The organism is Pantoea sp. CFCC18179 (assembly GCF_059412405.1).
The window spans coordinates 335,626-360,164 of the sequence record NZ_JBNBPM010000003.1 but is presented as its reverse complement, the minus strand read 5'-3'; the positions used below and the strand labels follow the sequence as shown (position 1 = coordinate 360,164).

Below are 24,539 nucleotides of genomic sequence, written 5' to 3'. Positions count from 1 at the left end.
ACTCATGCGCACCTGCATGCCGAACTCACTTCATCTTAAGCATTTTCACCGTGGCATCGATGTCGACTTCATCCGCCGAGAAGATCAGCGTCGAGCCCTGGAAAGTGGTGATCGCCAGCTTTTTCAGCTCACGCATTTCGCCTGGTTTGCTGTCTGACTTCGGCTTGATGCTGTTCATCAAAATGCCGACTGACAGCACCGGATTCTCTTTATCAATGCCTGCATCTGCTGGCACTTCTTCGCTGTAAACCAGAAACGATTTGATTGCGGTGAGTTTGAGACGCTCACCGGCGATAAAGATGTATTTGCTTTCCGGCACCACTTTCACTGCATACGCAGACAAACCTTTGTTATTGGTGGTCGGTTCGAAGGTGACAGCGGCGTTTTTCTTAATCAGCTCAGGATTGGCGACCTTAATCACATGGAAATAACGGTTATCACCGTTTTCATCTTTAATAAATCCAAAACCTTTGTCTTCAAACCAGGTTGTGATTGTTCCGTTCATCGCCAGTGCCGCCTAATTAATCATTAATCTAAAAAAGTTCGACGCGCAGTTTAATGCACATCGTCCGCGCAGACCACTTAAGTCTGGACGATAAATTTCGCCTGTGCGAGCGGGCATCCAGATTCGCCAGCTCAGGCTAAATTGGTTATCATCCGCCTCCCTTTGCAACCGGGCAGCATGATGTCAGTCATTGTCGATACCTTTATCGCCCCGCCATGCCACGACGAGATAGAGATTCTCTATCAGGACGCGCATCTGGTGCTGATCAATAAACCCAGCGGCTTGCTTAGCTTGTCAGGCAAGAATCCGCAAAATCTCGATTCAGTGCATTATCGACTGGTGAAGATCTTTCCCGGCTGCACGCTGGTGCATCGATTGGATTTTGGTACATCAGGGTTAATGGTGATTGCGCGTAATAAGGCGATCAATGCCGCTTTGTGTCAGCAATTCAGCCAGCGCAGCGTCACCAAGATTTACAGCGCGCTGCTGTGTGGGCGTGTAAACCCAGAGGAAGGTGTGATTGATGCGCCGATTGCCAAAGATGCCGAGCTGTTTCCGCGCATGAAGATTTGCGCCATCAGCGGCAAACCGGCGCGCTCGCGCTATCAGGTGATTGAGCGAATTGAACGGCCGATGGAAAACGGCGTTTTGTTGTCGGTGACGCGGGTGCAACTCACGCCAGAAACCGGGCGCACCCATCAACTGCGTATTCACTGTGAGCAATTGGGGCACCCGATCTTAGGCTGCGATCTGTATGGTGGGCTGTTGGTGCCAGGCAGCGAACAAACATCTCGTTTGATGTTACACGCCAGCGAACTGCATTTTGTCCATCCAATCACCGAAGAACCGATTACTGCACACAATCCCAGCCCATTTTAATTACCACATCAAATCGTCTGGGACTTTGAAATCCGCATACGGATCGTCTTCATCCTGCGCTTCCTGACTCAGCGCACTATTTAATACAATACTGTCGGCATCGCGCTGGGCAATTTTATCCGCCACGCTAGCTGGGATGATGGCGTATTTGGCTTCACCGTTGTTGTCTGCGATTAAACGTGCAATCGCCAGGCGACCATTAATCAGCTGGGTTTGTGTCAGCTTATCCACCGCGATTTTTTTGATTAAGTTGTTGTCGGTGAAGTTGAAATCAATCGTGCCTTTGGCGATGTCGATTTTATTCATCTCAATCAGCTGCTTGACCTGCGCTTTTACTTCCTTCGCTAACGTGGCTTGCTTCTGCTGTTCACTAAGTTGCTTATCACGCTCGATTTGCGCTTTCTTATTCTCTTCTACCGCTTCTCTGGCTTCACGTGCCTGCACGCGCGATTTTTTCGCCGTGCGCTGCACTTTTTCCATCTTTTTATTGCTGACCAGTCCTGCTTTTAGCAGCTGCTCTTGTAAGGTAAGTTTTGCCATTTTGATATCTAAGCCAGTTGAAAAAATTTCAGCGATTATAGCGGCAATGCTGGTTGCTGTGCCAGCTTGCCTGCCTTGTTCGCGGGTGATACGTGGGTGCAGGACAAAATTTCATGTGGCGAGATATTGATGCTCAGGTAACAAATGGATAACATCTTCGCTTTCGGAGATAGAAAATGTCAGTCCACGATTCACTCCTCGCGTTTTCCTTTGCTGCACTGCTACTGACTTTGACGCCCGGCCTCGATACCGCGTTGATCCTGCGAACCGCCTGCGCTGAAGGCGGTAAAAAAGCCTTCCATACCGCATTGGGCATCAATACCGGTTGCTTCATTTGGGGCGCGGTTGTCGCACTGGGATTAGGGGCGCTGCTGGCGGTTTCTGAGCTGGCTTACACCATCCTGAAAATTTGCGGCGCGGCTTACTTATGCTGGCTGGGTTTGCATTTGCTGATGCGCCCGAGATCGACATTCATTCAAGAAGAAGGTGCCACTTCCCCGCGTAACAATTGGTTTATCAAAGGCATGCTGGGCAATGTGCTGAATCCAAAGGTGGGGATTTTCTACGTATCGTTTTTACCGCAGTTTATTCCTGCCGGGCATTCGCCGTTCATCTGGACATTTATTTTGGTCGGTATTCATGTGCTGATCGGTACGGTTTGGTCGACTACGCTGATTCTCTCCACCCATTTTGCCTCTGGCGTGTTGAAGAAAAGTCGCGTGATCAGGGCAATGGATCGCGCAACCGGCGGACTGTTTTTGTGTTTTGCGGCGAAATTGGCGTTCAGCACATCAGGCAAGTGATCGCGATTAGCTGAATTTTCTTCATGACCAACGTTTTCGTAGGTGCGCGACACTAATATTCGTAGGGTCGCCATTTATGGTGACCGCTTGTTACTTCCTTCGATACGTTCATTTTTTTCCAAAAAATGATATCGAACCTTCAATCCTCCGCATGAAAAACATTGAACATGAAATTCCTTCATGTTCGGTGAATTTATATCACTTTAACTTAATCAACGAGTTAGGCATAAATAGGCTCTGTTATTTTTTTGTAGTCAAGATGAAGACTATTGAAGAAGTAAGTAAATGAAAAAATCCTGAAAAGTAAGCAATTCGTTCAGGTTATATATCAGAAATTAGGATGCCAGATTGCGATGAACAACGATTTTGCCTTTACCATTAAGAGCACGCGTTTCGATGAGAACTACAACCCTTCTCAGAACACGCGTATCACTACTAACTTTGCCAATCTGGCGCGAGGAACCCATCGCCAGGCCAACTTGCGCAACGCCTTAATGATGATGGACAACCGTTTCAATTCCCTGGCGCACTGGGATAATCCCAACGGCGATCGCTATGCTGTCGAGCTGGATATCATTTCAGTGGAAATTGATATTGAAGGTAACGGCAAAACCTTCCCGGCGATTGAGATCCTAAAAACCATTATCGTTGATAAAAAAACCCATCAACGCATTGAAGGGATTGTCGGCAATAACTTCTCTTCTTACGTGCGAGATTATGACTTCAGCGTCGTGCTGTTGGATCACATGAAGAACCAGCCTGAGCAAAGATTGCCAGAGAGTTTTGGCGAGCTGCACGGCAATATTTTTAAATCCTTCGTGAACTCTGACGTTTATAAACAGCATTTCAGCAAAACACCGGTTATCTGCCTGAGTGTGTCCAGCAAAAATGTTTATCGTCGAACGGATTACCAACATCCGGTTTTGGGTATTGAATATCAGCAAGATGAATATTCTTTGACCGATAAATATTTCGCTAAAATGGGCCTGCATGCGCGCTATTTCATGCCTGCTAATAGCGTGGCGCCGTTAGCGTTCTATTTCACTGGTGATTTAACCGCTGATTACAGCGATTTGGAGCTGATTAGTACCATTAGCACCATGGAAACGTTCCAGAAAATCTACCGCCCAGAAATTTATAACGCTAATTCAGCGGCGGCAAAATGCTATCAGCCAACCCTGAATCACCAGGATTATTCATTAACGCGCATTGTTTACGATCGCGAAGAACGCAGCCAATTAGCGGTTGAACAAGGGAAGTTTACGGAAGAGACTTTCATTAAACCTTATCAATCCATTCTTGAGCAATGGTCTGCTAATTACGCGCTTTGATTAACTAAGATTACAAGGTTATTTATCATGAAAAGATTGTTACCCACTTCGACCGCTGGCAGCTTGCCAAAACCTTCCTGGCTGGCACAGCCAGAGACGCTTTGGTCACCGTGGAAATTGCAGGATCAAGCGTTAATTGAAGGCAAACAAGATGCGTTGCGTTTAACCCTGGAAGATCAACTTCAGGCCGGGATTGATATTGTTAGCGATGGCGAGCAGACGCGCCAACACTTTGTCACCACCTTTATTGAACACTTGAGCGGCGTTGATTTCGAGAAGCGTGAAACCGTGCGTATCCGTAATCGCTACGATGCCAGCGTACCAACCGTGGTGGGTGCAGTATCGCGTCAAAAACCGGTGTTCGTTGAAGATGCGAAATTCCTGCGTCAATTAACCAAGCAACCGATCAAGTGGGCGCTGCCTGGCCCGATGACCATGATCGATACGCTGTATGATGCCCATTATAAAAGCCGTGAAAAACTGGCTTGGGAATTCGCCAAGATTCTGAATGAAGAAGCGAAAGAATTAGAAGCGGCTGGCGTGGATATTATCCAATTCGATGAACCGGCCTTTAACGTGTTTTTCGATGAAGTGAATGATTGGGGCATTGCCGCATTAGAAAGAGCGGTTGAAGGCCTGAAATGCGAAACAGCGGTGCATATTTGCTACGGTTATGGCATCAAAGCCAACACCGATTGGAAAAAGACCTTAGGCACTGAATGGCGCCAATACGAAGGTATTTTCCCTAAACTGCAAAAATCAAAAATCGATATTATTTCGCTGGAGTGTCAAAACTCGCGCGTTCCAATGGAATTAATGGAGCTTATTCGCGGTAAAAAAGTGATGGTTGGCGCGATTGATGTGGCGACTCATACGATTGAAACCGCAGAAGAAGTGGCGGAGACCTTACGTAAAGCGCTGCAATTTGTTGATGCTGAAAACCTCTATCCATCCACCAACTGTGGCATGACGCCATTACCACGTGGTGTCGCGAGTGGCAAACTGCGCGCATTAAGCGCTGGTGCAGAAATCGTTCGTAACGAACTGTTGGCTAAATAATCTTTCCGCCCGCTTCGTTCCAGAAGCGGGCTTAATATACTCAACTTTAAATTCAACTTTTTCGATATCAATGATGCAGTAGGTCTTCAACAATTTCCTGTTTAGTTAACTGATACGGGAAGAATGTCGGCCAATTCTCAAGTTCGGCAAAGAGCGCTGCTTGCGAGTGATTTCCGGTGAAGATATGGAAATGCGATGATTTCCGCGGGCTGATAATATGGTCACTGAATTGCACATATTTAGGTGCAGTGCTTTTCTTTTCACTGCATTCAAAAAGATAGCGAACGCCTCTTTTACCTGAAACGTAGTTAAGCACCTTATAACCTTTGTAGTCATATTTGCAGGCACTTACTGCTCCGTTCACGGTAAATTCCATCGTGCCGTTTTCAATGCCAATATCGGTCATGGTGCTAGCATAACCCTTCAAATAGTAATTCTTAATATCAGCGAATGACTTGGTTTTATCCGCTTCAGCCTTCTTACGGAAAACCGGATCCAGGCTGCCATCTTTGGCGTATGGATAGATCGACTGCCATACGCCGTCCCAATCAGAAAGATGGCGATCTTTGATATCGCTGTTAGCAAACACGCCATTCGCCGCGCTAATTTCTTTCTCACTGAGCGGTGCGCCATGTGAATGACCCGCGTGTGCAAACGCTTGAGAACTCAATACCAACCCCAGAAGTACGGCATACTGATTCAATTTCATGATAATTTCTCAACCCACCAAAAGATTATGTTATAACATAACATTTTAGTGTTTGTTACAAATATTTCCACTTTGGCGATTAATATCATTTCCTATTCTCAGGAGATCGCTGACAACGCATTGGCTCTACTGAGTATCAGCGGTAATGAATGAATAACGGTTTTTAGCAAGATAGAAATGCCATGCTAAATTGGTTAGACGAGAGACTTTTGGCAAAAGGACATTGATTGATGACGATCCCCACGTTAATAACCGAACGCCTGCAACTTCAACCACTGATGGCGGAAGATGCGGTTCAAATTCAGAAACTCTATCCGCGTTGGGAAATAGTGCGCTATATAGTCGCCTCAGTGCCCTGGCCTTACCCTGACGACGGTGCCAGTAGTTATGTGAATAATGTGGCACTGCCTGATATGGCAAAAGGAATTGCGTGGTTCTGGACCATAAGAGGTCATAAAGCACCTGAAGATATAATGGGTTTGATCTGCCTTTATGACGTTGAAGATAACAACCGTGGATTCTGGTTGGCGCCGGAATATCAAAAGCAGGGCTATATGCGCGAGGCCAGTATTGCTGTGACAGATTACTGGTTCAATATCCTTAATAAGCCGCTGTTGCGCGCACCGAAAGCAGCGCTGAATAATCGATCTCAGCGCATCTCATCCAGTAGCGGCATGCGGCTCATCAGTACAGGCAAGAAAGAGTATGTGAGCGGTTTACTCGATTCCGAGCTGTGGGAGATCACCCGCGACGAATGGAATGCGCTTCAGTCTTGATTAAGTTTGCCCTTAGCTTCCACGTTAACGGGCAATTCAACACGCTTTTCCCTTACTCCAGTACGCCATAAAACTGACATTCTCGCTGGCGACATGGCGTTCACCGACCAGATAACGCCGGATATGTTTTACCGCAGAAGATTCAGCGGCAACCCAGCCATAAAATTGATTACCTTGGTTCTCCGCTCCGCGCCAAAGCACATCGCCTTCAACGTCGATGTCATCATTCTGTGAATTAAGGGCGTAAGCTGGAATCATTACCCGGTTTTTTAGTGCACTTAGCAAGGCAGAACCATACTCGGCATTGCCGCGCGGCAGCCAATAAACCTCAGCAAACCCATACGCACGCCAATCGAGGCGGTCTTCGTCCAGCGGGATTTCCTGAAAAATCTGCACCTTGGGCGGATGAGCCCACTTCGCCATCTGCTCTAGAATCCCCTTCACCGCTGGCAGCGCGGTTTCATCAGCAACGATCAATGCGCGCTCAACGTTTGGATGCGGACGCCATTCATAGCCGCCACTGTCAGCGATGTGTTGTTTGTTGGGCGCAACGATTTGCAGCGCATCGCCTGGCTTGGCATCAATCGCCCAGGCTGACGCGATCCCTTCGCGACCATGAATCGCAAACTCAACATCCATCAGACATTCGGCAGCCGCAACGCCGCGCAACGTGTAGGTGCGTGGAATTGGCCTGTGCGCCTGCGGCAAGCTTTTAAGCTGTTCCCACCAGGATTGGTCAGACACTAGCGCAGGCGCCAGGCCACTCAGCGATGGGAACAACAATTTTATCCGCTGATCGGGGCCATCCATCTTCATCATGCCAACCTCTGCTCCGGTGAACACGCAACGCATGATCGAAGGCGATAACCATGTTTTATGCAGTAGCGTGACATTGAATACCCGGTAGCCGAGAACGCTAGACATAGTGTTTCCTGGCGCTTAGCGCGCACGTTGAGAGTGAGTGGTGAATCCCAGACCGCAGGTGATCACGAGGAAGATAAGTGACGCGATACACGCCCCCGCCAGCAAATGGTGTTGTCCCGAAAGCCACGTGATGAAAGGGACCAGCAAGGCACTGAGGCCGTAACCCAGCGTATGGCTGGTGGCGATCAAACCCGCGCCCTTACCGAGCGAAAGCTTTTGATTAAGCAGCAATTGGTAGGCAGGCGTAGCCATCGCCGCACCGAATGATGTCACGGCAATGCCGACATACAGCGAGAGTAGCTGGCCCGTGACCATCACGCTAAGCCCGACGCTCATCAAGATGGCGGCAACCAGCAGCAGCGGTTTCACGCTTAATCGCTGCGGCCGCACAATCAGGAATTGCGCCAGCAAAGTACTCGCGGCCGCAAGACTCAACAGCCACGCAACATGATGACTAACCGCTGCCGGGGTTGCAATAAAACCACCGAGGAGCGGTGAAAGACCGATTTGCATCAAGCTAATGCTGACGGCAAGCAACGCCGCCAAACAGAGAAACGGCAGTAATCCGCGGTTCATTCGCGCTGATTGATGTGTGATGGCTTGCAGCGGAGGATCGTTGTATTGCCCGTAAATCAGCAGCAACCCAACAAGAGGCGCGATAGCCATTAACCAGAGTGGCGCGGTGGGATGAATGCTCAAGGTGAGCGCTGCCAACGGTGGCCCAAGCAATCTCCCACAACTTAAGCCTGAGCTGATAGTCGCCAGTGCTTGCATGCGCTGGTCCGTTCCTGCGCGTTGCATCGCCCATGTCTGCGCGGCAGGCACCATTCCCGACACCGTTAAGCCATAGATCACGCGTGAGATCACCAATCCGCTCAGCCCTAAACCCAAGCCGATGGTTTTTTCAGCCATCAGCCACACCACCAGCCCCATCAGGCAAAAACTGAGTAAATAGCCGACCAGCGACGTCACAACCACCCACTTACAGCCTTTCTCTTCCGAGACTCTGCCCCACCACGGCGAAGCAGGTAGAAACAGCATCGAACCAAACAGCAGCAGTCCTGCCCAGGTCGACAATGACAGGCCGGTCATCGCCACCATTTGCGGCAACACTACCAATAAGCCGTTCTGACCAATCCCCAGCAAACCGGCGCATAACGCCAGTGGCCAATTGGATTTCCTTATCACTTTCCTACTTAACAAATCAGCAAAAGAAGCCATTAATATGTAAAAACACCGTTAAAAACAGGGGAATAATCGACATAACTTGTATGTAAATATTGCAAAATCTGTTGCCAATGTAAATGAAATACTTATCATAACGATAATCATTATCAGTTGCTAAGTGAGATTATCTTATGGATTACCTGCCTCAGCCGTCAGGCGTGGACGTGGCGGCACAGTGTTTTCTCAATGCATTTTTTCGGGAAACACGTGACTGGAAGTACATTCCAGATGCACAGCAAGGACAGCAAGCCCACATCTATCTGGCGCTGTCGCCATCGCATGCACTGCGTTTGCCACTGCGCTATTTTTCTCCCACTCAGCATCATCAGTATCAGTTTCCCGCCCTGCTGGTCAGCCCAGAATCACCGCAAGGTAAACCGATCAGTTTTGAGACGCTGGTATCACTGATGATGGACATGCCCGCCATCCGCGCAGAGTTGAGCAGCAACGTCATCGATTTATTCCAGCAGCGAGTGTGTGAAAGTCATGCCAATACCTGGCAGGCGATCAATTTGCGCCATCGCTGGCCAACGTTGCGACACAAGCCACTGTCATTTGCCGATGCGGAACAGGCGCTGCTGGTGGGGCACGCGTTCCATCCCGCACCAAAATCGCATGAACCTTTTGATGAAGCAGAAGCTCGCCGCTATCTGCCTGACTTTGGTTCAGACTTCCCGCTGCATTGGTTCTCGGTCGATTGTCAGTATGTGACGGGCGAGAGTTTGGGATTGTCACTACGCGCCCGTTTGCAGCGTTTTGCCGCGCAGAGTGCGCCTGAACTGTTGAGCCAGTTTACCGACACGCGCTGGTTGGTGCCGATGCACCCATGGCAAGCGCGTCATCTGTTATCACAGGCATGGTGTCAAAAGCTGATATCCAACGGCGCGTTGGTCGATGTTGGTGAATCCGGTCATGCCTGGCTACCAACCAGCTCGTCGCGCTCGCTCTATTCGCCCATCAGCAATGACATGATTAAATTTTCCCTTAGCGTACGTCTGACCAATTCGGTACGCACCTTGTCGGTGAAAGAGGTGAAACGTGGCATGCGTCTGGCGCGTTTAGCCGATACGCCGCAATGGCAGGCGCTGCAAATGCAGCATCCCACTATGCGCGTTATGCAGGAGGATGGCTGGGCCGGATTACGTTCGGTTGATGGCAGCGTCCAGGAAGAGAGCCTGATGGCGTTTCGCGTGAACCTGCTGTTTGACACCCCACAAACCCAGACCAACGTGCTGGTGAGCTTGACGCAAGCGGCTCCGGATGGTGGAGACAGCTTACTCGCGGTGGCAGTAAGACGTCTGAGTACCCGACTGGGATTGTCGTTAGCGCAGGCGGCGCAGTGCTGGCTCAATGCTTACTGCGATCACGTCTTGTTGCCGCTATTCAGTACAGAAGCCGATTACGGCCTGGTGCTGCTGGCGCATCAGCAAAACATCCTGGTTGAAATGCAGCAGGATTTGCCGGTTGGATTGCTGTATCGCGACTGCCAGGGCAGCGGCTTCACTGCAAACGCCCGCGAGTGGATCAGCCAAATCGGTGAGGCCGATGCGGAAAATACCTTCAGTCGCGAACAGGTCTTGCGCTACTTCCCCTATTACCTGCTGGTTAATTCCACGCTTGCCGTCACCGCCGCGCTCGGTGCGGCTGGCTTTGCCTCAGAAGAACATCTGATGTCGATGGTTCGCGACAAGCTGGCTGAGTTACGCCAACGCGTCCGAAACACCGATTGCCTTGATTACGTTCTCGACAGCAAACACTGGAACTGCAAAGGCAACTTCCATTGCTACCTGCACGATCACAACGAAAACACCATCGCCGATCCGGCCGTGATCTACTTCGATTTCCACAATCCGTTTTACCGGGAGAAAGCGTGATGCCACAGGCAAATATTGTTCACGGCCTCAATGGCTTCCAATGCACGCTTACCGATCAGGCGCTGCCGTTGCAGCTGGGGCTGGATAACAGCGCGACATTGCAGTTTGTCGCCGATATTCCCGATGGCTGGCTGGTGGAAGCGATCGATCAGTTACTGATTGCCGCGCCGCAGCTTAGCGGCATCCAACTTCCGTGGGATCAATGGCGGGATGAACCGCAAGCGCAAGCGCTATTCGCTGCTGTCAACGGCGACTATGTTGTACGTGAAGCCTTCTGGCAGTTACCGCTGTGGCTCCGTGCTAAACAGGCAAAACCCCATGAAAAAATGCAGTTCGATGCGGCACGTCAGCTCTACTATCCGGTTCGTCCGCTCAGGCCCGCTGGCGAGGTCTATCGGCGTTACGATGCGCAGATCAAACGCACGCTGAGTTTCCGCGTTGCTGATGTGGCAAAGGACGCCGAGCGCTTTACCCGCTGGATGAACTCACCGCGCGTTAACGCTTTCTGGGAAATGGCCGGCCCGCAGGCCGATCAGGAAAATTACCTGCGCAAGCAACTCGACTCCGCCTACTGCTATCCGTTGATCGGTTGCTTTGACGATCAACCATTTGGCTATTTTGAGATTTACTGGGCCGCCGAAGATCGTATTGGCCGCCATTACCGCTGGCAGCCTTTTGATCGCGGTCTGCATATGCTGGTTGGCGAAGAAGCCTGGCGTGGCGCGCACTTTATCCGTAGCTGGCTGCGCGGGCTCACACATTACCTGTATCTCGATGAACCGCGCACGCAGCGCGTGGTGGCGGAACCGCGCTACGACAATCAGCGTCTGTTCCGCCATCTGCCGGTTGCAGGTTTTGACACCCTTAAAGAGTTCGATTTTCCCCACAAGCGTTCCCGCTTGGTGATGAGTGAACGCCACCGTTTCTTTGCGGAGGTGGGCTTGTGATGTGGCAACGTGTGAATCGCGAGATGATCGCCAAAATTCTCGCCGAACTTGAATATGAGCAAGCGCTCGACGCGGTCGAAAAATCATCAGGTCGCTGGGAAATCCCCGTAGGTTCAGTGTGTTGGGAACTTAATGCCAATCGCAGTATTTGGGGCTGGCTGCACATCGATCCGGCTTCATTGAGTGGTGGGCCGCTGGAAGCCGACACGCTGTTGCGCCAGCTGGCTCAGGTTTTACAGATGAACGATGCACAAACCGCCGAGCATCTGGAAGATCTCTATGCCACGCTGCGCGGCGATATGCAGTTGCTGGAAGCGCGCCAGCCGCTGTCCGCCGACGATCTGATTAATCTTGATGCTGATGAACTGCAATGCCTGCTCAGCGGGCACCCTAAATTTATTTTCAACAAAGGCCGCCGTGGATGGGGATTGGATGCGCTGCACGCCTACGCGCCAGAGTATCAAAATCGCTTTCGTCTGCACTGGATTGCGGTGCGACGCGACAAGTTAGTCTGGAGCCATGAAGAAGACTGCGATATCTCAGCACTGCTCGCCAGTGCCCTGGATAAAGCCGAATTGGCGCGCTTCCACCAGCGCTGGCAATCCTTAAATCTGGATGACAACTGGCTAGCCTTGCCGGTTCATCCGTGGCAGTGGCAGCAAAAAATTGCCCTGCATTTCCTGCCTTATCTGGCGCGCGGCGAGTTGATCGAACTGGGCGAATTTGGTGACAGCTATTTGGCCCAGCAGTCGCTGCGTACGTTGACCAATGCCAGCCGTCCTGCACGCTTTGATATCAAACTGCCGCTAACGATTTATAACACCTCGTGTTATCGCGGCATTCCCGGCAAATACATCGCTGCCGGGCCGCAAGCCTCTGCATGGTTAAAGCAGCAGTTCGCGCAAGACCCCACTTTACGCGCCACTGGCGCGCAGATTCTGGCGGAACCGGCCGCCGGCTATCTGGCTCATGAAGGTTACGCCGCCTTGCCGCAGGCGCCTTATCGCTATCAGGAAATGTTGGGAGTCATCTGGCGCGAAAATCCTTCCGTCTATCTCCAGCCGGGTGAGCAAGCGGTGCTGATGGCCGCGCTGATGGAAACCGACAACGCAGGTCGTCCGCTGATTGATGCGTGGATCAAGCGGTCGGGGCTGGATGCGGAAAGCTGGTTGAGCCGGATGTTTACCGTGGTGGTGATCCCGTTCTATCACCTGATGTGCCGTTACGGCGTGGCGCTGATTGCGCACGGTCAGAACGTGACGTTGGTGATGAAAGACCATATTCCGCAGCGCATCCTGCTGAAAGATTTTCAGGGCGATATGCGCCTCGTCGATCACGATTTCCCGGAGCTGGCTTCCCTGCCCGCCGCGGTCAAAGATGTCACCGCGCGCCTCAGCGCCGACTATCTGATCCACGATTTGCAAACCGGCCATTTTGTCACCGTGCTGCGCTTTATCTCGCGTCACACCATCAGCGCGGGCATCAGTGAACGGTATTTCTATCAACTGCTTGCCAATGTACTCCAGCAATACATGGCCAAACATCCGGCAATGGCCGATCGCTTTGCGCTGTTCGATCTGTTCAAGCCGCAGATCATCCGCGTCATCCTCAATCCGGTAAAGCTGACGTTCTCCGAGCATGACGGCGGTAGCCGTATGTTGCCGAACTACCTTACCAATCTTGCTAACCCACTCTATCTGGTCACCCAGGAGTCCGCAGAATGAAGACGTATGATTTCATTGGCATCGGCATTGGGCCGTTCAACCTCAGCGTAGCCGCGCTCGCTGAAGGGCTGGAAGGATTTAGTTCGCTGTTTCTCGAGCGGAAACCGCATTTTGCCTGGCATCCAGGCATGATGGTGCCGGACTGCGCGATGCAAACCAGTTTTCTCAAAGATCTGGTGAGCGCGGTCGAACCCACCAATCGCTACAGCTTTGTTAACTATCTGGTTCAGCGAAAAAAATTCTATCGTTTCCTGACTACCGAACAGCGCACCGTTTCGCGCGAGGAGTTCTCAGATTATCTCGCCTGGGTGGCCGCGCGCTTAAGCAATCTGGCGTTTAACCAGCCGGTTACCCGCGTCAGTTTTGATGATGCTACGCAGCTGTTCACTGTTGAAACCGCCAAAGAGCGTTTCCAGGCGCGACATGTGTGCCTCGGCATCGGTAAACAGGCCAATCTGCCCGATTGCGTGACGGAACAGAGCGATCGCTGCTTCCACGCCAGTGAAATGATGCTGCGCAAGCCGGATTTGGCCGGCAAACGCGTCACTGTGGTTGGCGGCGGTCAGAGCGGAGCCGATCTGTTCCTCAATATCTTCCGTGGCGAATGGGGCCAGCCTGCGGCCCTGAACTGGGTTTCACGCCGCAATAACTACAACGCGCTGGATGAAGCCGCCTTTGCCAACGAGTACTTCACGCCGGAATATCTCGAAAGCTTCTCGACATTAGGGGCAAGCGCACGCCAGCAGATGCTTAGCGAGCAAAAGATGACCTCCGATGGCATCACCACCGAGTCGTTACTCGCCATCTACCGCGCGATGTATCACCGTTTTGAAGTGCTGCGCGAACAGCCTTGGGCACATCTGATGCCTTCTCGTTCGGTGACGCGTATTCAGCCGCAAGCGGATGCGCAGCAGTTAACATTGCGTCATCGACTTGATCACGGTGAAGAACAACTCACCAGCGATGTGGTGATTTTCGCCACCGGCTACCAGCCCACGCGTCCTGCGTTCCTGGCGCCCATTGCCCATCGCTTGCAACTGGATCGTGATGAGAATTTCCACATCAACACCGATTTCACCCTCAACTGGGATGGATCGGCGACCAACAGCCTATTCGCCGTCAATGCCGGGATGCAAAGCCTCGGTATTGCCGAACCCCAACTCAGCCTGATGGCCTGGCGTGCTGCGCGCATCCTTAACCGCGCGCACCCGAATGAGCCTTTCGAGCTGGCGACTACCCCTGGCGTAATCCAATGGCGCACACAGCAGCCAGAAACGCACGTTCAGGATCATCAACAACCCGTTAATTCTGTTCAGTATTGAACACGTCATCGGAAAAAAATAACAAATGAAACAGCCGTATCTCTGGGTATTAAAACCTTGTTTGCTTGCAATGATCTCTTCTGGCGCCTGGGCCGAAGAAGCAAAGGACGATCAAATGGTGGTTTCTGCCAGTCGCGCGCATCGCAGTGTGGCGGAAATGGCGCAAACCACCTGGATTATCGAACAGGCCGAAATTGAGCAGCAGGTGCAAGGCGGGAAGGAATTGAAGGAAGTGCTGGCGCAGCTGATTCCGGGCATGGATGTCAGCAGTCAGGGCCGCACCAATTATGGCATGAATATGCGTGGCCGCTCGATGATGGTGATGGTTGATGGCGTGCGCCTCAACTCATCGCGCAGCGACAGTCGCCAACTGGATTCCATCGATCCGTTCAACATTGCGCATATTGAGGTGATTTCCGGCGCGACGTCACTGTACGGCGGCGGCAGCACCGGCGGCCTGATCAACATCGTGACTAAAAAAGGCCAGGCGGATAAGCAAGTTGAGCTGCAAACCGGCATGAAAAGCGGCTTTAACAGTCACAATGACCATGATGAAAACGTCGCTGCGGCGGTGAGCGGCGGCAACGATAATGCCTCTGGACGCTTGTCAGTTGCCTATCAGCGTTACGGCGGCTGGTATGACGGCAAAGGCGATGAGGTGATCATCGATAACACCCAAACCGGATTGCAATATTCCGATCGTCTGGATGTGATGGGCACCGGCACGATTAACATCGATGACAATCAGCAGCTGCAACTGACCACGCAGTATTTTAAGAGCGAATCAGACGGCAAGCATGGCTTGTATCTGGGGCAGAATTTCTCCGCCGTCACCGGATCGGGCAATGCTTACAACTCCGGCAATCTTAACTCGGATCGTTTACCTGGCACCGAACGCCATCTGATTAACCTGCAATATTCCAATACCGATTTTCTCGGTCAGGATTTGGTGGCGCAGATTTACTATCGTGATGAAAATCTGACCTTCTATCCTTTCCCGACGCTGAGCGGCGGTCGCGTGACCAGTATCGGTGCCTCGCAGCAGAAAACCGATTTTTATGGCGGCAAGTTGACCCTCAACAGCAAGCCAGTTGACGCGCTGACGCTGACTTACGGCGTTGACGCTGAGCATGAAACCTTTGATGCCAACCAACAGTTCTTTGACCTGAATACCGCAGCCCAAAGCGGTGGGATGACGTTGGATAATGCCTACAATGTCGGCCGCTATCCGGGCTACAGCATCACCAATCTCGCGCCATTCCTGCAATCCAGTTATGACTTCGATGCCATTACGCTGAGCGGTGGCGTGCGTTATCAGTACACCAAAAATAAGGTTGATGATTTTGTTGGCTACGCCCAGCAACAAGCCATCGCCACCGGCCGCGCAACCTCAGCCGATGCTGTGCCCGGTGGTTCGACCGATTACAACAATCTGCTGTTCAACGCCGGTATTTTAGGACGCATCACCGAACGTCAGCAGGTGTGGTTTAACTTCTCGCAGGGCTTTGAAATCCCCGACCTGGCAAAATATTACGGATCGGGCACCTATCAGTTAGCTAACGGGCATTACAACCTCACCAACAGCGTGAACGTTAATGACTCGAAACTGGATGGCATCAAAGTTGATGCGTACGAGCTGGGCTGGCGTTATACCGGGGATAATCTGCGTACGCAGTTGGCGGCCTATTATTCGCTGTCAGATAAAACTATCAGCATCAATAAAACCGACATGACCATCAATCTGGAAGATGACAAGCGCCGGATTTATGGTGTCGAAGGACAGGTTGATTACTTCTTTACCGACAGCGAATGGAGCACCGGTTCCAATTTCAACGTGATCAAATCAGAAACGCGCACCGACGGAAAATGGGAAAAGCTGACCATCGACACCGCCAGCCCTTCCAAAGTCAGCGCCTGGTTGAACTGGGCTCCTGGCGACTGGAATCTGCGCGTGCAGAGCACCCAAACCTTTGATGTATCCGATGCCGATGGTAAGAAAATTGATGGTTACAACACCGTTGATTTACTCGGCAGCTACAGCTTGCCGGTCGGTAAACTCAGCTTCAGCGTAGAGAATCTGCTGGATAAGGATTACACCACGGTGTGGGGACAACGCGCGCCGGGCCTTTACAGCCCAACCTACGGCGATGCTGGGCTTTACACCTATAAAGGTCGCGGCCGTACCTTTGGCCTGAATTATTCTGTGTTGTTCTGATGTAAATAACGGGTAATGACGGCCTAAATGTCTGGCCGCCATTACCCGCTTCGCACAAAACGGAGTTTAACGCACCAGCGCAGCGGAACGGTCGCGGGAATTTTTCACCAGCAGCCAGACCGCTGAAATCAGAAAATACAGCACCCCGAAAGCCGCATAAGGCGCAACTGTCGTCACATCCAACATCATTGCGCTGCTGGCCTGCTTGAACATAAATACGCCAGCTAAAGTTGATTGCGCGCCACTCAGAATCATCGCCCATTGACCGCTTGAGGTTTTCCAGCGACGAACCGACGCTGACAATTGCAGCACGCCGGAAAAAATCGCCCACAGTCCAAACACTTTGATCGTGGCATTCATGCTGATGGTCAACGCGCAGGCGATAGCGATTGCAACGATGACACTGACGATAAAGTTAAACTTCTGCGGCGGATTTTTGCTTAAACCACCACTGCGGCGCGCATCAATCACGTTGGCCAGCGCATCCCATGCCGGGTAAATCACCAGCAAAACCGCGCCAATCATGGGATGGTGTTTACCCAACACCACGGCGAGCACAATCCACAAGATCGAAACGCCAGCGCGCAGGAAGTAGTAAGTCTGAAGCCACTGATTTGAAGAAGAATTTGGTGCATCGATATCGCTGTTCATGGTTCGCCGCCCGTTAAAATTAGATGATGAGAAGAAGAAAGCTGTGTAGGTTTGCAAGCCTGTGGTTATTATATCTACCTACTAGTAGATAGATTGTCAATCGCTGGCTAAACTTCTTTCGTTAACGGTTTGAGGGATTGGTAGAAAACGCGCCATTACATTGAAGGGTCGCCATTTATGGTGACCGCAACGCTTAATTGATCTTCATTAGGCGAGATATAGCTCGAATGTTGGCAATCTTGACAGCCAACCTTCCAACGAGTAGGTTCGGTTTAACTGATTGATTTAGAGATTATTCATAAGGCATCACATGGTCGCTGAACGCTCCGCAAAATCTGTAGAAATTATTAATCACACCAGACAATTGCTCACCGCTGGAGGCTACAAAAGTTTCAGCTATGCCGACTTGGCCGAGCGGGTAAATATCCGCAAAGCCAGCATCCATCACTATTTTCCTGGCAAGGCCGATTTGGTTCTCACGGTGGTGCAGGATTATCGCGCCGAAGCGCGTGCGGGCATGGCGGCAACCAGCCAGCATTTTAACGACGATGCGTTGGGCGAGTTGCAAGGCTATATAAATTATTGGGCAACCTGCATCAGAGATAATACCTCCCCTTTCTGCATTTGCGTGATGCTGGCGGTGGAACTACCCACTTTGCCAGAAGAGATCGCCGCTGAAGTTAGCGGGCATTTTAACGACCTGTCGCAATGGTTAACATCGGTGCTCGATAAAGGTGTAAAGCGTGGGGTATTCGCGTTAGAAGATAATATCGACCATGAAGCAAGAACAATAATGGCAACAGTGCATGGTGCGATGATCACGGCTCGCGCATTGAATCAACCAGAGATGTTTGTGAAAATTACGCAGGCAATGCTCAACAAGCTGATTAATTAATCGTAGTCTCCCCTTTCTTTAGCCATAAAAAGCCGGTTTTCCGGCTTGTTATTTATCGCAGCGAGATTCTTTCATTAAGAGAACAATCACTTTATCCACCAGTAATGGCGCGATGTGATTAATTTCAACATCGTTATGCAACTGGGCCGCAATTTTCAAAGCAAACTCGCGAATAATACGGCATTCCGTTCCATCAATATCAGCCGACGTCGCTGCATCAAGGCAAGCAGCACGTTTCCCCGTGGGAAAATTAATGATATTCACTCTGCCTCCTGGTGAGATGACTGATAAGTCAATCTACTAGTTGGTAGGCAGAAGATCAACCAGGCATTGGCGAATAAATGGCAGAGTACGTTTTAAATCACCGCATATTCCGTAGCGGCGCGATTTATCGCGTTGTGTTGACCTTTAAAAATCAACTGAACGCGATAAATCGCACCGCTACGATACGTGCGTTTCAGCCATTTTCTTGCTTAAGGCGATCATGCTGCTCAAGTTCATAATCAATAAATGCATCAATCATGCTGCGGTAAATCTTCTCAATGATCACTTCCGGAAGTCCAGCATCGGCAGCTTTCTCACGGACTTTATCGATCACCTGTTGCACACGATCCGGCGCACGAACCGCAGAATGGTCGGTTTTAAATGCCGCAGCCGCTTTCACGCATTCAGCACGTTGCGCGATGATCTGGACCAATTCGCTATCAATCTGATCGATACGACTTCTTACGTCTTCAATAGTGGAAAATGTCATCATTTGAACTCATGAACTAGTACAAGAGTTCGGCAGGATACTATAAATTTGGCTGAAATCCACACCTAAAATAGTGCGGTGTAGAAGCGTAAATTATCGATAGTTGTCAAATATGTGCCAGCTTCGTTAACGAAAATCGCGGACGTAATTTGCCAGCGCCCTGAGTGCAGGCGGCACCAACCGATGCCCCGGATAGTAGAGACAAAGTGCGCCGAGATACACCTGCCATTCGGGTAACAGATGTACTAGCCTGCCCTGTTTCACATCTTCAGCAACATACGTCTCAGCAACACAGGCAATGCCCAATCCGCCTAATGCTGCTTGATGGAGTGACGCCGCATCGCTAACGGCGAAACGCGGCTGACCTTGCAACTTATAACGCTTTTCATGGCACGCCAACTCCCAGCGATAAACGCTGCCATCCGCCATACGCATACATAAGGTTTGATGCGAGTTGAGTTCTTCTGGCACTTCAGGGGTGCCGAAACGTGTCAGATAATCCGGCGAAGCCACCACAATCATGCGCAAATCCTGCGTGAGCTTAACTGCGATCATATCGATAGGCACATCCTCTGCCAGCCGAATACCCGCGTCATAGCCTTCAGCGACAATATCGACCTGTTCTTTTTGGCTGTAAATATCAGCCCGGATACGGGGGAAACGCTGCAAAAAGGGCAATAGAATGTCATCGAACCACAGAGATCCGCTGTCTGGTGGGACATTGAGTCGTAACGTCCCTGCTGGATCGCCTGCATCACCTCCAACCTCCTCTGCTGCCAACCGAATCATCTCAAGCGCCGGGCCAATCTTTGCCACATAACGCGTTCCCGCTTCTGTCAGCGCCACGCTGCGAGTGGTGCGATTAAATAACCGGACGCCAAGTTTATTTTCCAGTCCTGCAACCGCATTGGTGATCGCCGAAGGTGACATTTCCAGCTCACTGGCTGCGGCTTTGAATGTGCCACGGCGAGCTACCGCCAGCACAATTTCAAGTTCAGTTATTCCTGTCCGGCTCATTGATTATTCCGTTTTACGTAATACCCCTTGCAGGGAGAGGCGGATTATCGCCGCTGGGTGCACATGTTACTTTGCCTTAACGCAATGAGACTACGGAGTTACGCATGCACATTATTGAACACGTTTACATTAATGGTCGTTTTGTTATCCCAGAAGGAGACGAATGGCTGGATATTATCAAACCCGCCGACGGCAGCGTAATCGGGAAAGGTCGACTCGCCAACGCCGCTGATGCCGAACATGCGATCGCCGCTGCGCATGCCGCGTTCCCTGCATTTGCCAAAACCAGCGTAGCCGAACGTATCGCGCTGTTAGAGCAGATGCATGCAACAGTGAAACAGGCTGAAGCTGAACTGCATGAAGCCATTTTATTGGAGTATGGCGCACCTTCGTCACGCTCGCAGTGGATGTCAGCTTATCCGGCTGGCGTTATTCTTCAGGTCATTGAAGAGCTCAAAAACTATGCTTTTACGCAGCAAGCAGGTCGCGCCACCGTGCAAATGGTGCCACTTGGCGTGGCCGGATTGATCACGCCATGGAACAGCAACGCCGGATTTATCTGTCACAAGCTGGCGGCTGCGATTGCTGCAGGCTGTACAGCCGTGATTAAACCTAGCGAATTAAGTCTGTTACAGACAGATGTGATCACTCGCGCACTACATCAAGCTGGATTGCCTGACGGTGTATTTAATATCGTTACTGGCCGTGGCAACACGACCGGCAATGTCATCAGCTCAAGCCCATTGGTCGCGAAAATCTCTTTCACCGGATCGACCGCAAGTGGCAAAACTATTTTGCGCAACGCTGCTGATACCTTTAAACGTGTCACATTAGAGTTAGGTGGCAAATCACCCACTCTGATTTTACCGGATGCTGATGCCACGAGCGCCGCCGAGTTAGCGGTTCAGGCTGGATTCATGAACAGCGGTCAGGCATGTATTGCTGGGACTCGCATTCTGGTGCCTTCAGCGCGTAAAGAAGAATTTGAGCGGGCACTAACAGCAGCGGTTGAGGGACATCATTCCGGCGATCCGGCTGATGCAGCCACAACTATTGGTCCGATGGTGAGTGAGCAGCAGTGGCAGCGCGTGCAGCATTACATTGCTTTGGGCGAGCAAGAAGGCGCACGCTTGCTAACCGGCGGCATTGGTCGGCCCGGCGAGCTACAACGTGGCTGGTATATCAAACCCACGTTGTTTACCGATGTCACCAACGATATGCAAATTGCACGGGACGAAATATTCGGTCCGGTGTTGAGCATCCTCACTTATCACGACGAAGCTGAAGCGATTGCCATCGCTAATGACACTGACTACGGTTTGTCGGCACTGGTGATTGGCAAAGATGAGCAGCACGCACAACAGGTTGGGGAACAGATTCTGGCAGGACGCGTGATGATCAACACGCTGGCACACGAAGCGCGCGCCCCTTTTGGTGGCTTCGGTCACTCGGGTATGGGCCGGGAAATGGGCCACTGGGGTATTAGCGCTTTCCTTGAACCGCGCGCGGTAACGCGAGCTTAATGTTCTATAGTGAGGAATTAAGTTCAACGGATAGGTGGGAATGGGTAAAATGCGCCCACTTAATCTCATAACAGGCAACATCAGCAATGGCTCTGATCCCTAAAAACTACTCGCGGCTGGAAAGTGGCTATCGTGAGAAAGCATTAAAAATTTATCCGTGGGTGTGCGGTCGCTGTTCACGCGAGTTTGTTTATTCGAATCTGCGTGAATTAACTGTTCATCATATCGATCATGATCACACCAATAATCCAGAAGATGGCAGCAATTGGGAGCTTTTGTGCCTCTATTGTCATGACCACGAACATTCGAAGTACACGGAAGCCGATCAGTACGGCACATCAGTGATAGCTGGAGAAGATGCGCAGAAAGATGTTGGTGAAGCCACCTACAATCCATTTGCTGATTTGAAGGCGATGCTGAATAAGAAGAAATAACGCTATTCCGAAAGCAGGGCTGCGCAGGCAGCCCCAAAAATTACAACTTCAGTTGGCTACCTAGAATCACATCGGCTTCCTGCAAGCTGACATCCAGTCCGGCAGACGGCGTGAAGGTCAGTTCACCGAAAATAACCTCACCATTTAGCAGATAAAAATCAGCGCGTACGAATTTAAAATCAGACGCCAATTTAATCGCGTAACCTCTCATTTTATGAAAACCATCAGGCATCGGTGGATATTGCTTTTTATCAATCAGCTCAACAGTATCTTCAAAAGGAAGGGGATTCCAATCCATATCAAAATAATAGAATTTGGGGGTGCCATTTTCTCGCCCAACGCAGACCATTACCGCATAAGGCTTGCCATTGAAACAGTAGAATTTATAGTCATCAGGAAAACCACCACGATCATTTTCAATAAACTTTTCACACAAAATTTTTCGTTCAATCTTCTTATATTGGGGTTCAATAAAATGCGCAGAGAAATCCTGCTTCATCCACTCATCCAATTGAAGATTGGTTTTTGCAATATCCATGGCGGCCTTGTCATTACAGATGATGTTATAACCTGCCCCGTGATTACATTTTAGCGCAAACTTCTCAGGCAGTGATTTATAGTCAATGCTTTGAGCGTTATCATAAACACCATACAATTGATTGAGGATTTCACCACATCCTTTGGATTCGATGTACTCTCTTACCTTGTACTTATCCGCACACAGGGTGTAGATATCACCGCTGAACTCATTAAATTTCAGCCATTGTATCTTTTCGTTGAATCGGGTGGGATTGGTTAGGTTAAGTTTCTTCTTAAACTTAATAAAATAGTGCGCCTTGGCACAAAACTCAGGATAATGGTGGGCACTTAATTTTAACGCTGATTTGACTGTGTGTTTTATCATTCTCATTTGAATTATCTCGATTTGAAAATGTTAAGGTGCATTTTGATAATTGTTCTATCTCTAAAGAAATAATTAAGTAACGTGCAAGACAAAATTTCGACAATCAAAAAGCAATACGCAGCACCAATAATCCCGTAGCGATTAATCATCAGCCAGGATAAAGGTATGGTGAGTAAGCAACATAAAATCATTTTTTTTGCCAGGTAACTGTAACCTGACTCTTTGATCATATATCTATAACAAATCGTCCCTAATGAAGAGAACATGGTGCCAATGATGATAATGGGGATGATATTGATGGACTCCATGTAATCATCGCCATAAAGCAAATGCACAATGAAATTGCCGAACAGATAAAATCCACCTAAAGCCAGCAGAGAAAGCAGGATCACCAGTCGGTTGATTTTAATCAGCAAACGATCAACAACCAATTGGTTTTTCTCACTGTAAACCTTTGAGAAAAAACTGGTTATCAATGCTAATACAATGAATGACCACGCGCCGCCTATCGTCAAGGCCACGCTGTAGATGCCTAAATTTGAGTAAGAGAGCACTTTCGCCAGGAAGATACTGGATATCTGGGTATATATATCCGCGGATATACTTGATAAAATTAATGCGCCTCCCGTATATAACATATGCCGATGATAGATGCCGCCGCCTTTGCTGCTCTCTTTGGTAATGGTGGTATATTTGAAATAAATCAGCCGCATGACATACGGAATCAACGGGATGATAATGATTGGAATGGTGAAGTAATAAATAGGCAGTTTGAAATGGGCAATCAAGAATCGAACCAGCAACGCGAAGGACAAGCCAATCACATTGGTAATGGTGTTAATCTTTGATTTCAACTGCGTGTTATTGTAGATAGAAAAGAAATCCATCACGATATAATAGGTGGCGATGCAATTCGCCAAGCCAAAAAAGAAAACGATCAAATCGGTATACAAATAGAGATACAGCAATACCGCACTTGATGACAGAACAAAGAAAAGTCGTCGTTGATTCCGCGTATGCATCGCCAACGCGATACCCGAGCGAGTGTTTTCACTCATACGTTTGAAAATAATATTCTGGCCACCAAACCATGACAAGGTTTGCACAAAAATAAAAAGTGATGTGGAGATATTTATTTTGCCGAAATTATCCGGACCAATGTATTTCGCCATCAGTGAATTAATATAAATCAGTCCAATGATATTGACTGACTTTTCTAGCATGATCCATATTGCGTTAGAGTACATTTTAAGTCTCACATATAGATTGCTTTACAAATCCAATATTCCATTGCGACCGCACATTTAATTTGGGTGCTAGTGTGACCACTTGGATAAAAACAGGAAAGAGAATTTTTAATTAATCAGATTAGTGACAAGGCTTTGCCGAAAATGGATCCGATTATTTACTGGCTTTTATTCGATTGCTGCGCGGAGTACAAGGAAGGAAGATGTTAATTCTCCAATAAATTTTGGCATCAACGCCAATAGAGGTACTTTTGCAAAGAAATGAAAAAGCACCTGCAA

24 protein-coding genes are annotated in these 24,539 nt (G+C 49.8%); 13 read left to right on the top strand and 11 right to left on the bottom strand.

Translation table 11 applies throughout. The features are described from left to right. Nucleotides 1–25: 25 nt before the first annotated feature. Nucleotides 26–511 carry a cold-shock protein gene (locus ACPUC7_RS09285; RefSeq protein ID WP_494922758.1) on the bottom strand — a complete coding sequence of 162 codons (486 nt, stop codon included), beginning with the start codon at nt 509–511 and terminating at the stop codon, nt 26–28. Between the two features lie 174 nt (nt 512–685). Here ACPUC7_RS09285 and ACPUC7_RS09280 point away from each other — a divergent pair, with 174 nt between their 5' ends. Further along, nucleotides 686–1,384: an RluA family pseudouridine synthase gene (locus ACPUC7_RS09280; protein ID WP_494922757.1), complete on the top strand. Its 699-nt coding sequence runs from the start codon at nt 686–688 to the stop codon at nt 1,382–1,384. Here the strand turns inward: ACPUC7_RS09280 and ACPUC7_RS09275 are convergent, their stop codons facing one another. Further along, nucleotides 1,385–1,924, bottom strand: a complete 540-nt coding sequence (locus tag ACPUC7_RS09275) for a DUF2058 domain-containing protein (protein ID WP_494922688.1) — start codon at nt 1,922–1,924, stop codon at nt 1,385–1,387. 176 nt (nt 1,925–2,100) lie between these two features. Between ACPUC7_RS09275 and ACPUC7_RS09270 the strand changes: the two genes are divergently transcribed. The 3 genes from ACPUC7_RS09270 to ACPUC7_RS09260 all read left to right on the top strand — a co-directional run bounded on the left by ACPUC7_RS09270 (nt 2,101) and on the right by ACPUC7_RS09260 (nt 5,117). Beyond that, nucleotides 2,101–2,727 (top strand): LysE family translocator, encoded by a 627-nt coding sequence (locus ACPUC7_RS09270; RefSeq protein WP_494922687.1) that lies wholly within the window; start codon nt 2,101–2,103, stop codon nt 2,725–2,727. A 353-nt stretch (nt 2,728–3,080) separates the two neighbouring features. Further along, complete coding sequence (locus ACPUC7_RS09265) at nt 3,081–4,058, top strand: DUF1852 domain-containing protein (protein WP_494922686.1); 978 nt, start codon at nt 3,081–3,083, stop codon at nt 4,056–4,058. Nucleotides 4,059–4,085: 27 nt separating this feature from the next. After that, on the top strand, nt 4,086–5,117 hold the full coding sequence (locus tag ACPUC7_RS09260; protein ID WP_494922685.1) for a methionine synthase: 1,032 nt from the start codon (nt 4,086–4,088) through the stop codon (nt 5,115–5,117). Between the two features lie 67 nt (nt 5,118–5,184). On the opposite strand, the gene zinT is transcribed toward ACPUC7_RS09260, so the two are convergent. After that, nucleotides 5,185–5,832, bottom strand: a complete 648-nt coding sequence (zinT, locus tag ACPUC7_RS09255; protein WP_494922756.1) for a metal-binding protein ZinT — start codon at nt 5,830–5,832, stop codon at nt 5,185–5,187. 224 nt (nt 5,833–6,056) lie between these two features. On the opposite strand from zinT, the gene ACPUC7_RS09250 reads away from it, so the two are divergent. Continuing rightward, nucleotides 6,057–6,602 (top strand): GNAT family N-acetyltransferase, encoded by a 546-nt coding sequence (locus ACPUC7_RS09250; RefSeq protein WP_494922684.1) that lies wholly within the window; start codon nt 6,057–6,059, stop codon nt 6,600–6,602. Between the two features lie 36 nt (nt 6,603–6,638). Here ACPUC7_RS09250 and ACPUC7_RS09245 read toward each other — a convergent pair whose 3' ends face one another. After that, nucleotides 6,639–7,526 carry a siderophore-interacting protein gene (locus tag ACPUC7_RS09245; protein WP_494922683.1) on the bottom strand — a complete coding sequence of 296 codons (888 nt, stop codon included), beginning with the start codon at nt 7,524–7,526 and terminating at the stop codon, nt 6,639–6,641. Nucleotides 7,527–7,541: 15 nt separating this feature from the next. After that, the gene (locus tag ACPUC7_RS09240; protein ID WP_494922682.1) at nt 7,542–8,747 is read right to left on the bottom strand and encodes an MFS transporter; all 1,206 of its coding nucleotides are present in this window, start codon (nt 8,745–8,747) and stop codon (nt 7,542–7,544) included. 137 nt (nt 8,748–8,884) lie between these two features. Here ACPUC7_RS09240 and ACPUC7_RS09235 point away from each other — a divergent pair, with 137 nt between their 5' ends. The 5 genes from ACPUC7_RS09235 to ACPUC7_RS09215 are packed head-to-tail and all read left to right on the top strand — an operon-like array spanning nt 8,885 to nt 16,835. After that, nucleotides 8,885–10,627 carry an IucA/IucC family protein gene (locus ACPUC7_RS09235; RefSeq protein ID WP_494922681.1) on the top strand — a complete coding sequence of 581 codons (1,743 nt, stop codon included), beginning with the start codon at nt 8,885–8,887 and terminating at the stop codon, nt 10,625–10,627. Further along, nucleotides 10,627–11,574, top strand: a complete 948-nt coding sequence (locus ACPUC7_RS09230) for a GNAT family N-acetyltransferase (protein ID WP_494922680.1) — start codon at nt 10,627–10,629, stop codon at nt 11,572–11,574. The genes ACPUC7_RS09235 and ACPUC7_RS09230 overlap by 1 nt, the downstream gene beginning before the upstream one ends. Then, nucleotides 11,574–13,298: an aerobactin synthase IucC gene (gene iucC, locus ACPUC7_RS09225; protein WP_494922755.1), complete on the top strand. Its 1,725-nt coding sequence runs from the start codon at nt 11,574–11,576 to the stop codon at nt 13,296–13,298. Before ACPUC7_RS09230 ends, iucC begins: the two co-directional genes overlap by 1 nt. Next, nucleotides 13,295–14,620: a lysine N(6)-hydroxylase/L-ornithine N(5)-oxygenase family protein gene (locus ACPUC7_RS09220; RefSeq protein ID WP_494922679.1), complete on the top strand. Its 1,326-nt coding sequence runs from the start codon at nt 13,295–13,297 to the stop codon at nt 14,618–14,620. The genes iucC and ACPUC7_RS09220 overlap by 4 nt, the downstream gene beginning before the upstream one ends. A gap of 25 nt (nt 14,621–14,645) precedes the next feature. After that, nucleotides 14,646–16,835 carry a TonB-dependent siderophore receptor gene (locus ACPUC7_RS09215; protein WP_494922678.1) on the top strand — a complete coding sequence of 730 codons (2,190 nt, stop codon included), beginning with the start codon at nt 14,646–14,648 and terminating at the stop codon, nt 16,833–16,835. A 66-nt stretch (nt 16,836–16,901) separates the two neighbouring features. Here the strand turns inward: ACPUC7_RS09215 and ACPUC7_RS09210 are convergent, their stop codons facing one another. Further along, on the bottom strand, nt 16,902–17,486 hold the full coding sequence (locus ACPUC7_RS09210; RefSeq protein WP_494922677.1) for a DUF308 domain-containing protein: 585 nt from the start codon (nt 17,484–17,486) through the stop codon (nt 16,902–16,904). 310 nt (nt 17,487–17,796) lie between these two features. Here ACPUC7_RS09210 and ACPUC7_RS09205 point away from each other — a divergent pair, with 310 nt between their 5' ends. After that, nucleotides 17,797–18,381, top strand: a complete 585-nt coding sequence (locus tag ACPUC7_RS09205) for a TetR/AcrR family transcriptional regulator (RefSeq protein ID WP_494922676.1) — start codon at nt 17,797–17,799, stop codon at nt 18,379–18,381. A gap of 48 nt (nt 18,382–18,429) precedes the next feature. Here the strand turns inward: ACPUC7_RS09205 and ACPUC7_RS09200 are convergent, their stop codons facing one another. The 3 genes from ACPUC7_RS09200 to ACPUC7_RS09190 form a co-directional block, all read right to left on the bottom strand. Beyond that, nucleotides 18,430–18,645 carry a hypothetical protein gene (locus ACPUC7_RS09200; RefSeq protein WP_494922675.1) on the bottom strand — a complete coding sequence of 72 codons (216 nt, stop codon included), beginning with the start codon at nt 18,643–18,645 and terminating at the stop codon, nt 18,430–18,432. Between the two features lie 193 nt (nt 18,646–18,838). Continuing rightward, nucleotides 18,839–19,135 carry a chorismate mutase gene (locus ACPUC7_RS09195; protein WP_494922754.1) on the bottom strand — a complete coding sequence of 99 codons (297 nt, stop codon included), beginning with the start codon at nt 19,133–19,135 and terminating at the stop codon, nt 18,839–18,841. Nucleotides 19,136–19,261: 126 nt separating this feature from the next. Next, the gene (locus tag ACPUC7_RS09190) at nt 19,262–20,152 is read right to left on the bottom strand and encodes a LysR family transcriptional regulator (protein WP_494922674.1); all 891 of its coding nucleotides are present in this window, start codon (nt 20,150–20,152) and stop codon (nt 19,262–19,264) included. Nucleotides 20,153–20,256: 104 nt separating this feature from the next. On the opposite strand from ACPUC7_RS09190, the gene ACPUC7_RS09185 reads away from it, so the two are divergent. Both ACPUC7_RS09185 and yajD read left to right on the top strand, forming a co-directional pair. Continuing rightward, nucleotides 20,257–21,675 (top strand): aldehyde dehydrogenase family protein, encoded by a 1,419-nt coding sequence (locus ACPUC7_RS09185; protein ID WP_494922673.1) that lies wholly within the window; start codon nt 20,257–20,259, stop codon nt 21,673–21,675. A gap of 86 nt (nt 21,676–21,761) precedes the next feature. Beyond that, nucleotides 21,762–22,109 carry an HNH nuclease YajD gene (yajD, locus tag ACPUC7_RS09180; RefSeq protein ID WP_343550534.1) on the top strand — a complete coding sequence of 116 codons (348 nt, stop codon included), beginning with the start codon at nt 21,762–21,764 and terminating at the stop codon, nt 22,107–22,109. A 40-nt stretch (nt 22,110–22,149) separates the two neighbouring features. On the opposite strand, the gene ACPUC7_RS09175 is transcribed toward yajD, so the two are convergent. Together ACPUC7_RS09175 and ACPUC7_RS09170 are read right to left on the bottom strand one after the other, a co-directional pair. Then, nucleotides 22,150–23,019, bottom strand: coding sequence for an ATP-grasp fold amidoligase family protein (locus tag ACPUC7_RS09175; protein WP_494922672.1), 870 nt, complete (start codon nt 23,017–23,019; stop codon nt 22,150–22,152). A 5-nt stretch (nt 23,020–23,024) separates the two neighbouring features. After that, on the bottom strand, nt 23,025–24,260 hold the full coding sequence (locus tag ACPUC7_RS09170) for an oligosaccharide flippase family protein (protein WP_494922671.1): 1,236 nt from the start codon (nt 24,258–24,260) through the stop codon (nt 23,025–23,027). Between the last annotated feature and the right edge of the window lie 279 nt (nt 24,261–24,539).

Bases quoted from the DNA above. Each gene is read 5' to 3' on its own strand.
- ACPUC7_RS09280 (WP_494922757.1), top strand. From the start codon at position 686: ATGTCAGTCATTGTCGATACCTTTATCGCCCCGCCATGCCACGACGAG.
- ACPUC7_RS09275 (WP_494922688.1), bottom strand. From the start codon at position 1,924: ATGGCAAAACTTACCTTACAAGAGCAGCTGCTAAAAGCAGGACTGGTC.
- ACPUC7_RS09270 (WP_494922687.1), top strand. From the start codon at position 2,101: ATGTCAGTCCACGATTCACTCCTCGCGTTTTCCTTTGCTGCACTGCTA.
- ACPUC7_RS09265 (WP_494922686.1), top strand. From the start codon at position 3,081: ATGAACAACGATTTTGCCTTTACCATTAAGAGCACGCGTTTCGATGAG.
- ACPUC7_RS09260 (WP_494922685.1), top strand. From the start codon at position 4,086: ATGAAAAGATTGTTACCCACTTCGACCGCTGGCAGCTTGCCAAAACCT.
- ACPUC7_RS09250 (WP_494922684.1), top strand. From the start codon at position 6,057: ATGACGATCCCCACGTTAATAACCGAACGCCTGCAACTTCAACCACTG.
- ACPUC7_RS09245 (WP_494922683.1), bottom strand. From the start codon at position 7,526: ATGTCTAGCGTTCTCGGCTACCGGGTATTCAATGTCACGCTACTGCAT.
- ACPUC7_RS09240 (WP_494922682.1), bottom strand. From the start codon at position 8,747: ATGGCTTCTTTTGCTGATTTGTTAAGTAGGAAAGTGATAAGGAAATCC.
- ACPUC7_RS09235 (WP_494922681.1), top strand. From the start codon at position 8,885: ATGGATTACCTGCCTCAGCCGTCAGGCGTGGACGTGGCGGCACAGTGT.
- ACPUC7_RS09230 (WP_494922680.1), top strand. From the start codon at position 10,627: ATGCCACAGGCAAATATTGTTCACGGCCTCAATGGCTTCCAATGCACG.
- iucC (WP_494922755.1), top strand. From the start codon at position 11,574: ATGTGGCAACGTGTGAATCGCGAGATGATCGCCAAAATTCTCGCCGAA.
- ACPUC7_RS09220 (WP_494922679.1), top strand. From the start codon at position 13,295: ATGAAGACGTATGATTTCATTGGCATCGGCATTGGGCCGTTCAACCTC.
- ACPUC7_RS09215 (WP_494922678.1), top strand. From the start codon at position 14,646: ATGAAACAGCCGTATCTCTGGGTATTAAAACCTTGTTTGCTTGCAATG.
- ACPUC7_RS09210 (WP_494922677.1), bottom strand. From the start codon at position 17,486: ATGAACAGCGATATCGATGCACCAAATTCTTCTTCAAATCAGTGGCTT.
- ACPUC7_RS09205 (WP_494922676.1), top strand. From the start codon at position 17,797: ATGGTCGCTGAACGCTCCGCAAAATCTGTAGAAATTATTAATCACACC.
- ACPUC7_RS09195 (WP_494922754.1), bottom strand. From the start codon at position 19,135: ATGACATTTTCCACTATTGAAGACGTAAGAAGTCGTATCGATCAGATT.
- ACPUC7_RS09190 (WP_494922674.1), bottom strand. From the start codon at position 20,152: ATGAGCCGGACAGGAATAACTGAACTTGAAATTGTGCTGGCGGTAGCT.
- ACPUC7_RS09185 (WP_494922673.1), top strand. From the start codon at position 20,257: ATGCACATTATTGAACACGTTTACATTAATGGTCGTTTTGTTATCCCA.
- yajD (WP_343550534.1), top strand. From the start codon at position 21,762: ATGGCTCTGATCCCTAAAAACTACTCGCGGCTGGAAAGTGGCTATCGT.
- ACPUC7_RS09175 (WP_494922672.1), bottom strand. From the start codon at position 23,019: ATGAGAATGATAAAACACACAGTCAAATCAGCGTTAAAATTAAGTGCC.
- ACPUC7_RS09170 (WP_494922671.1), bottom strand. From the start codon at position 24,260: ATGTACTCTAACGCAATATGGATCATGCTAGAAAAGTCAGTCAATATC.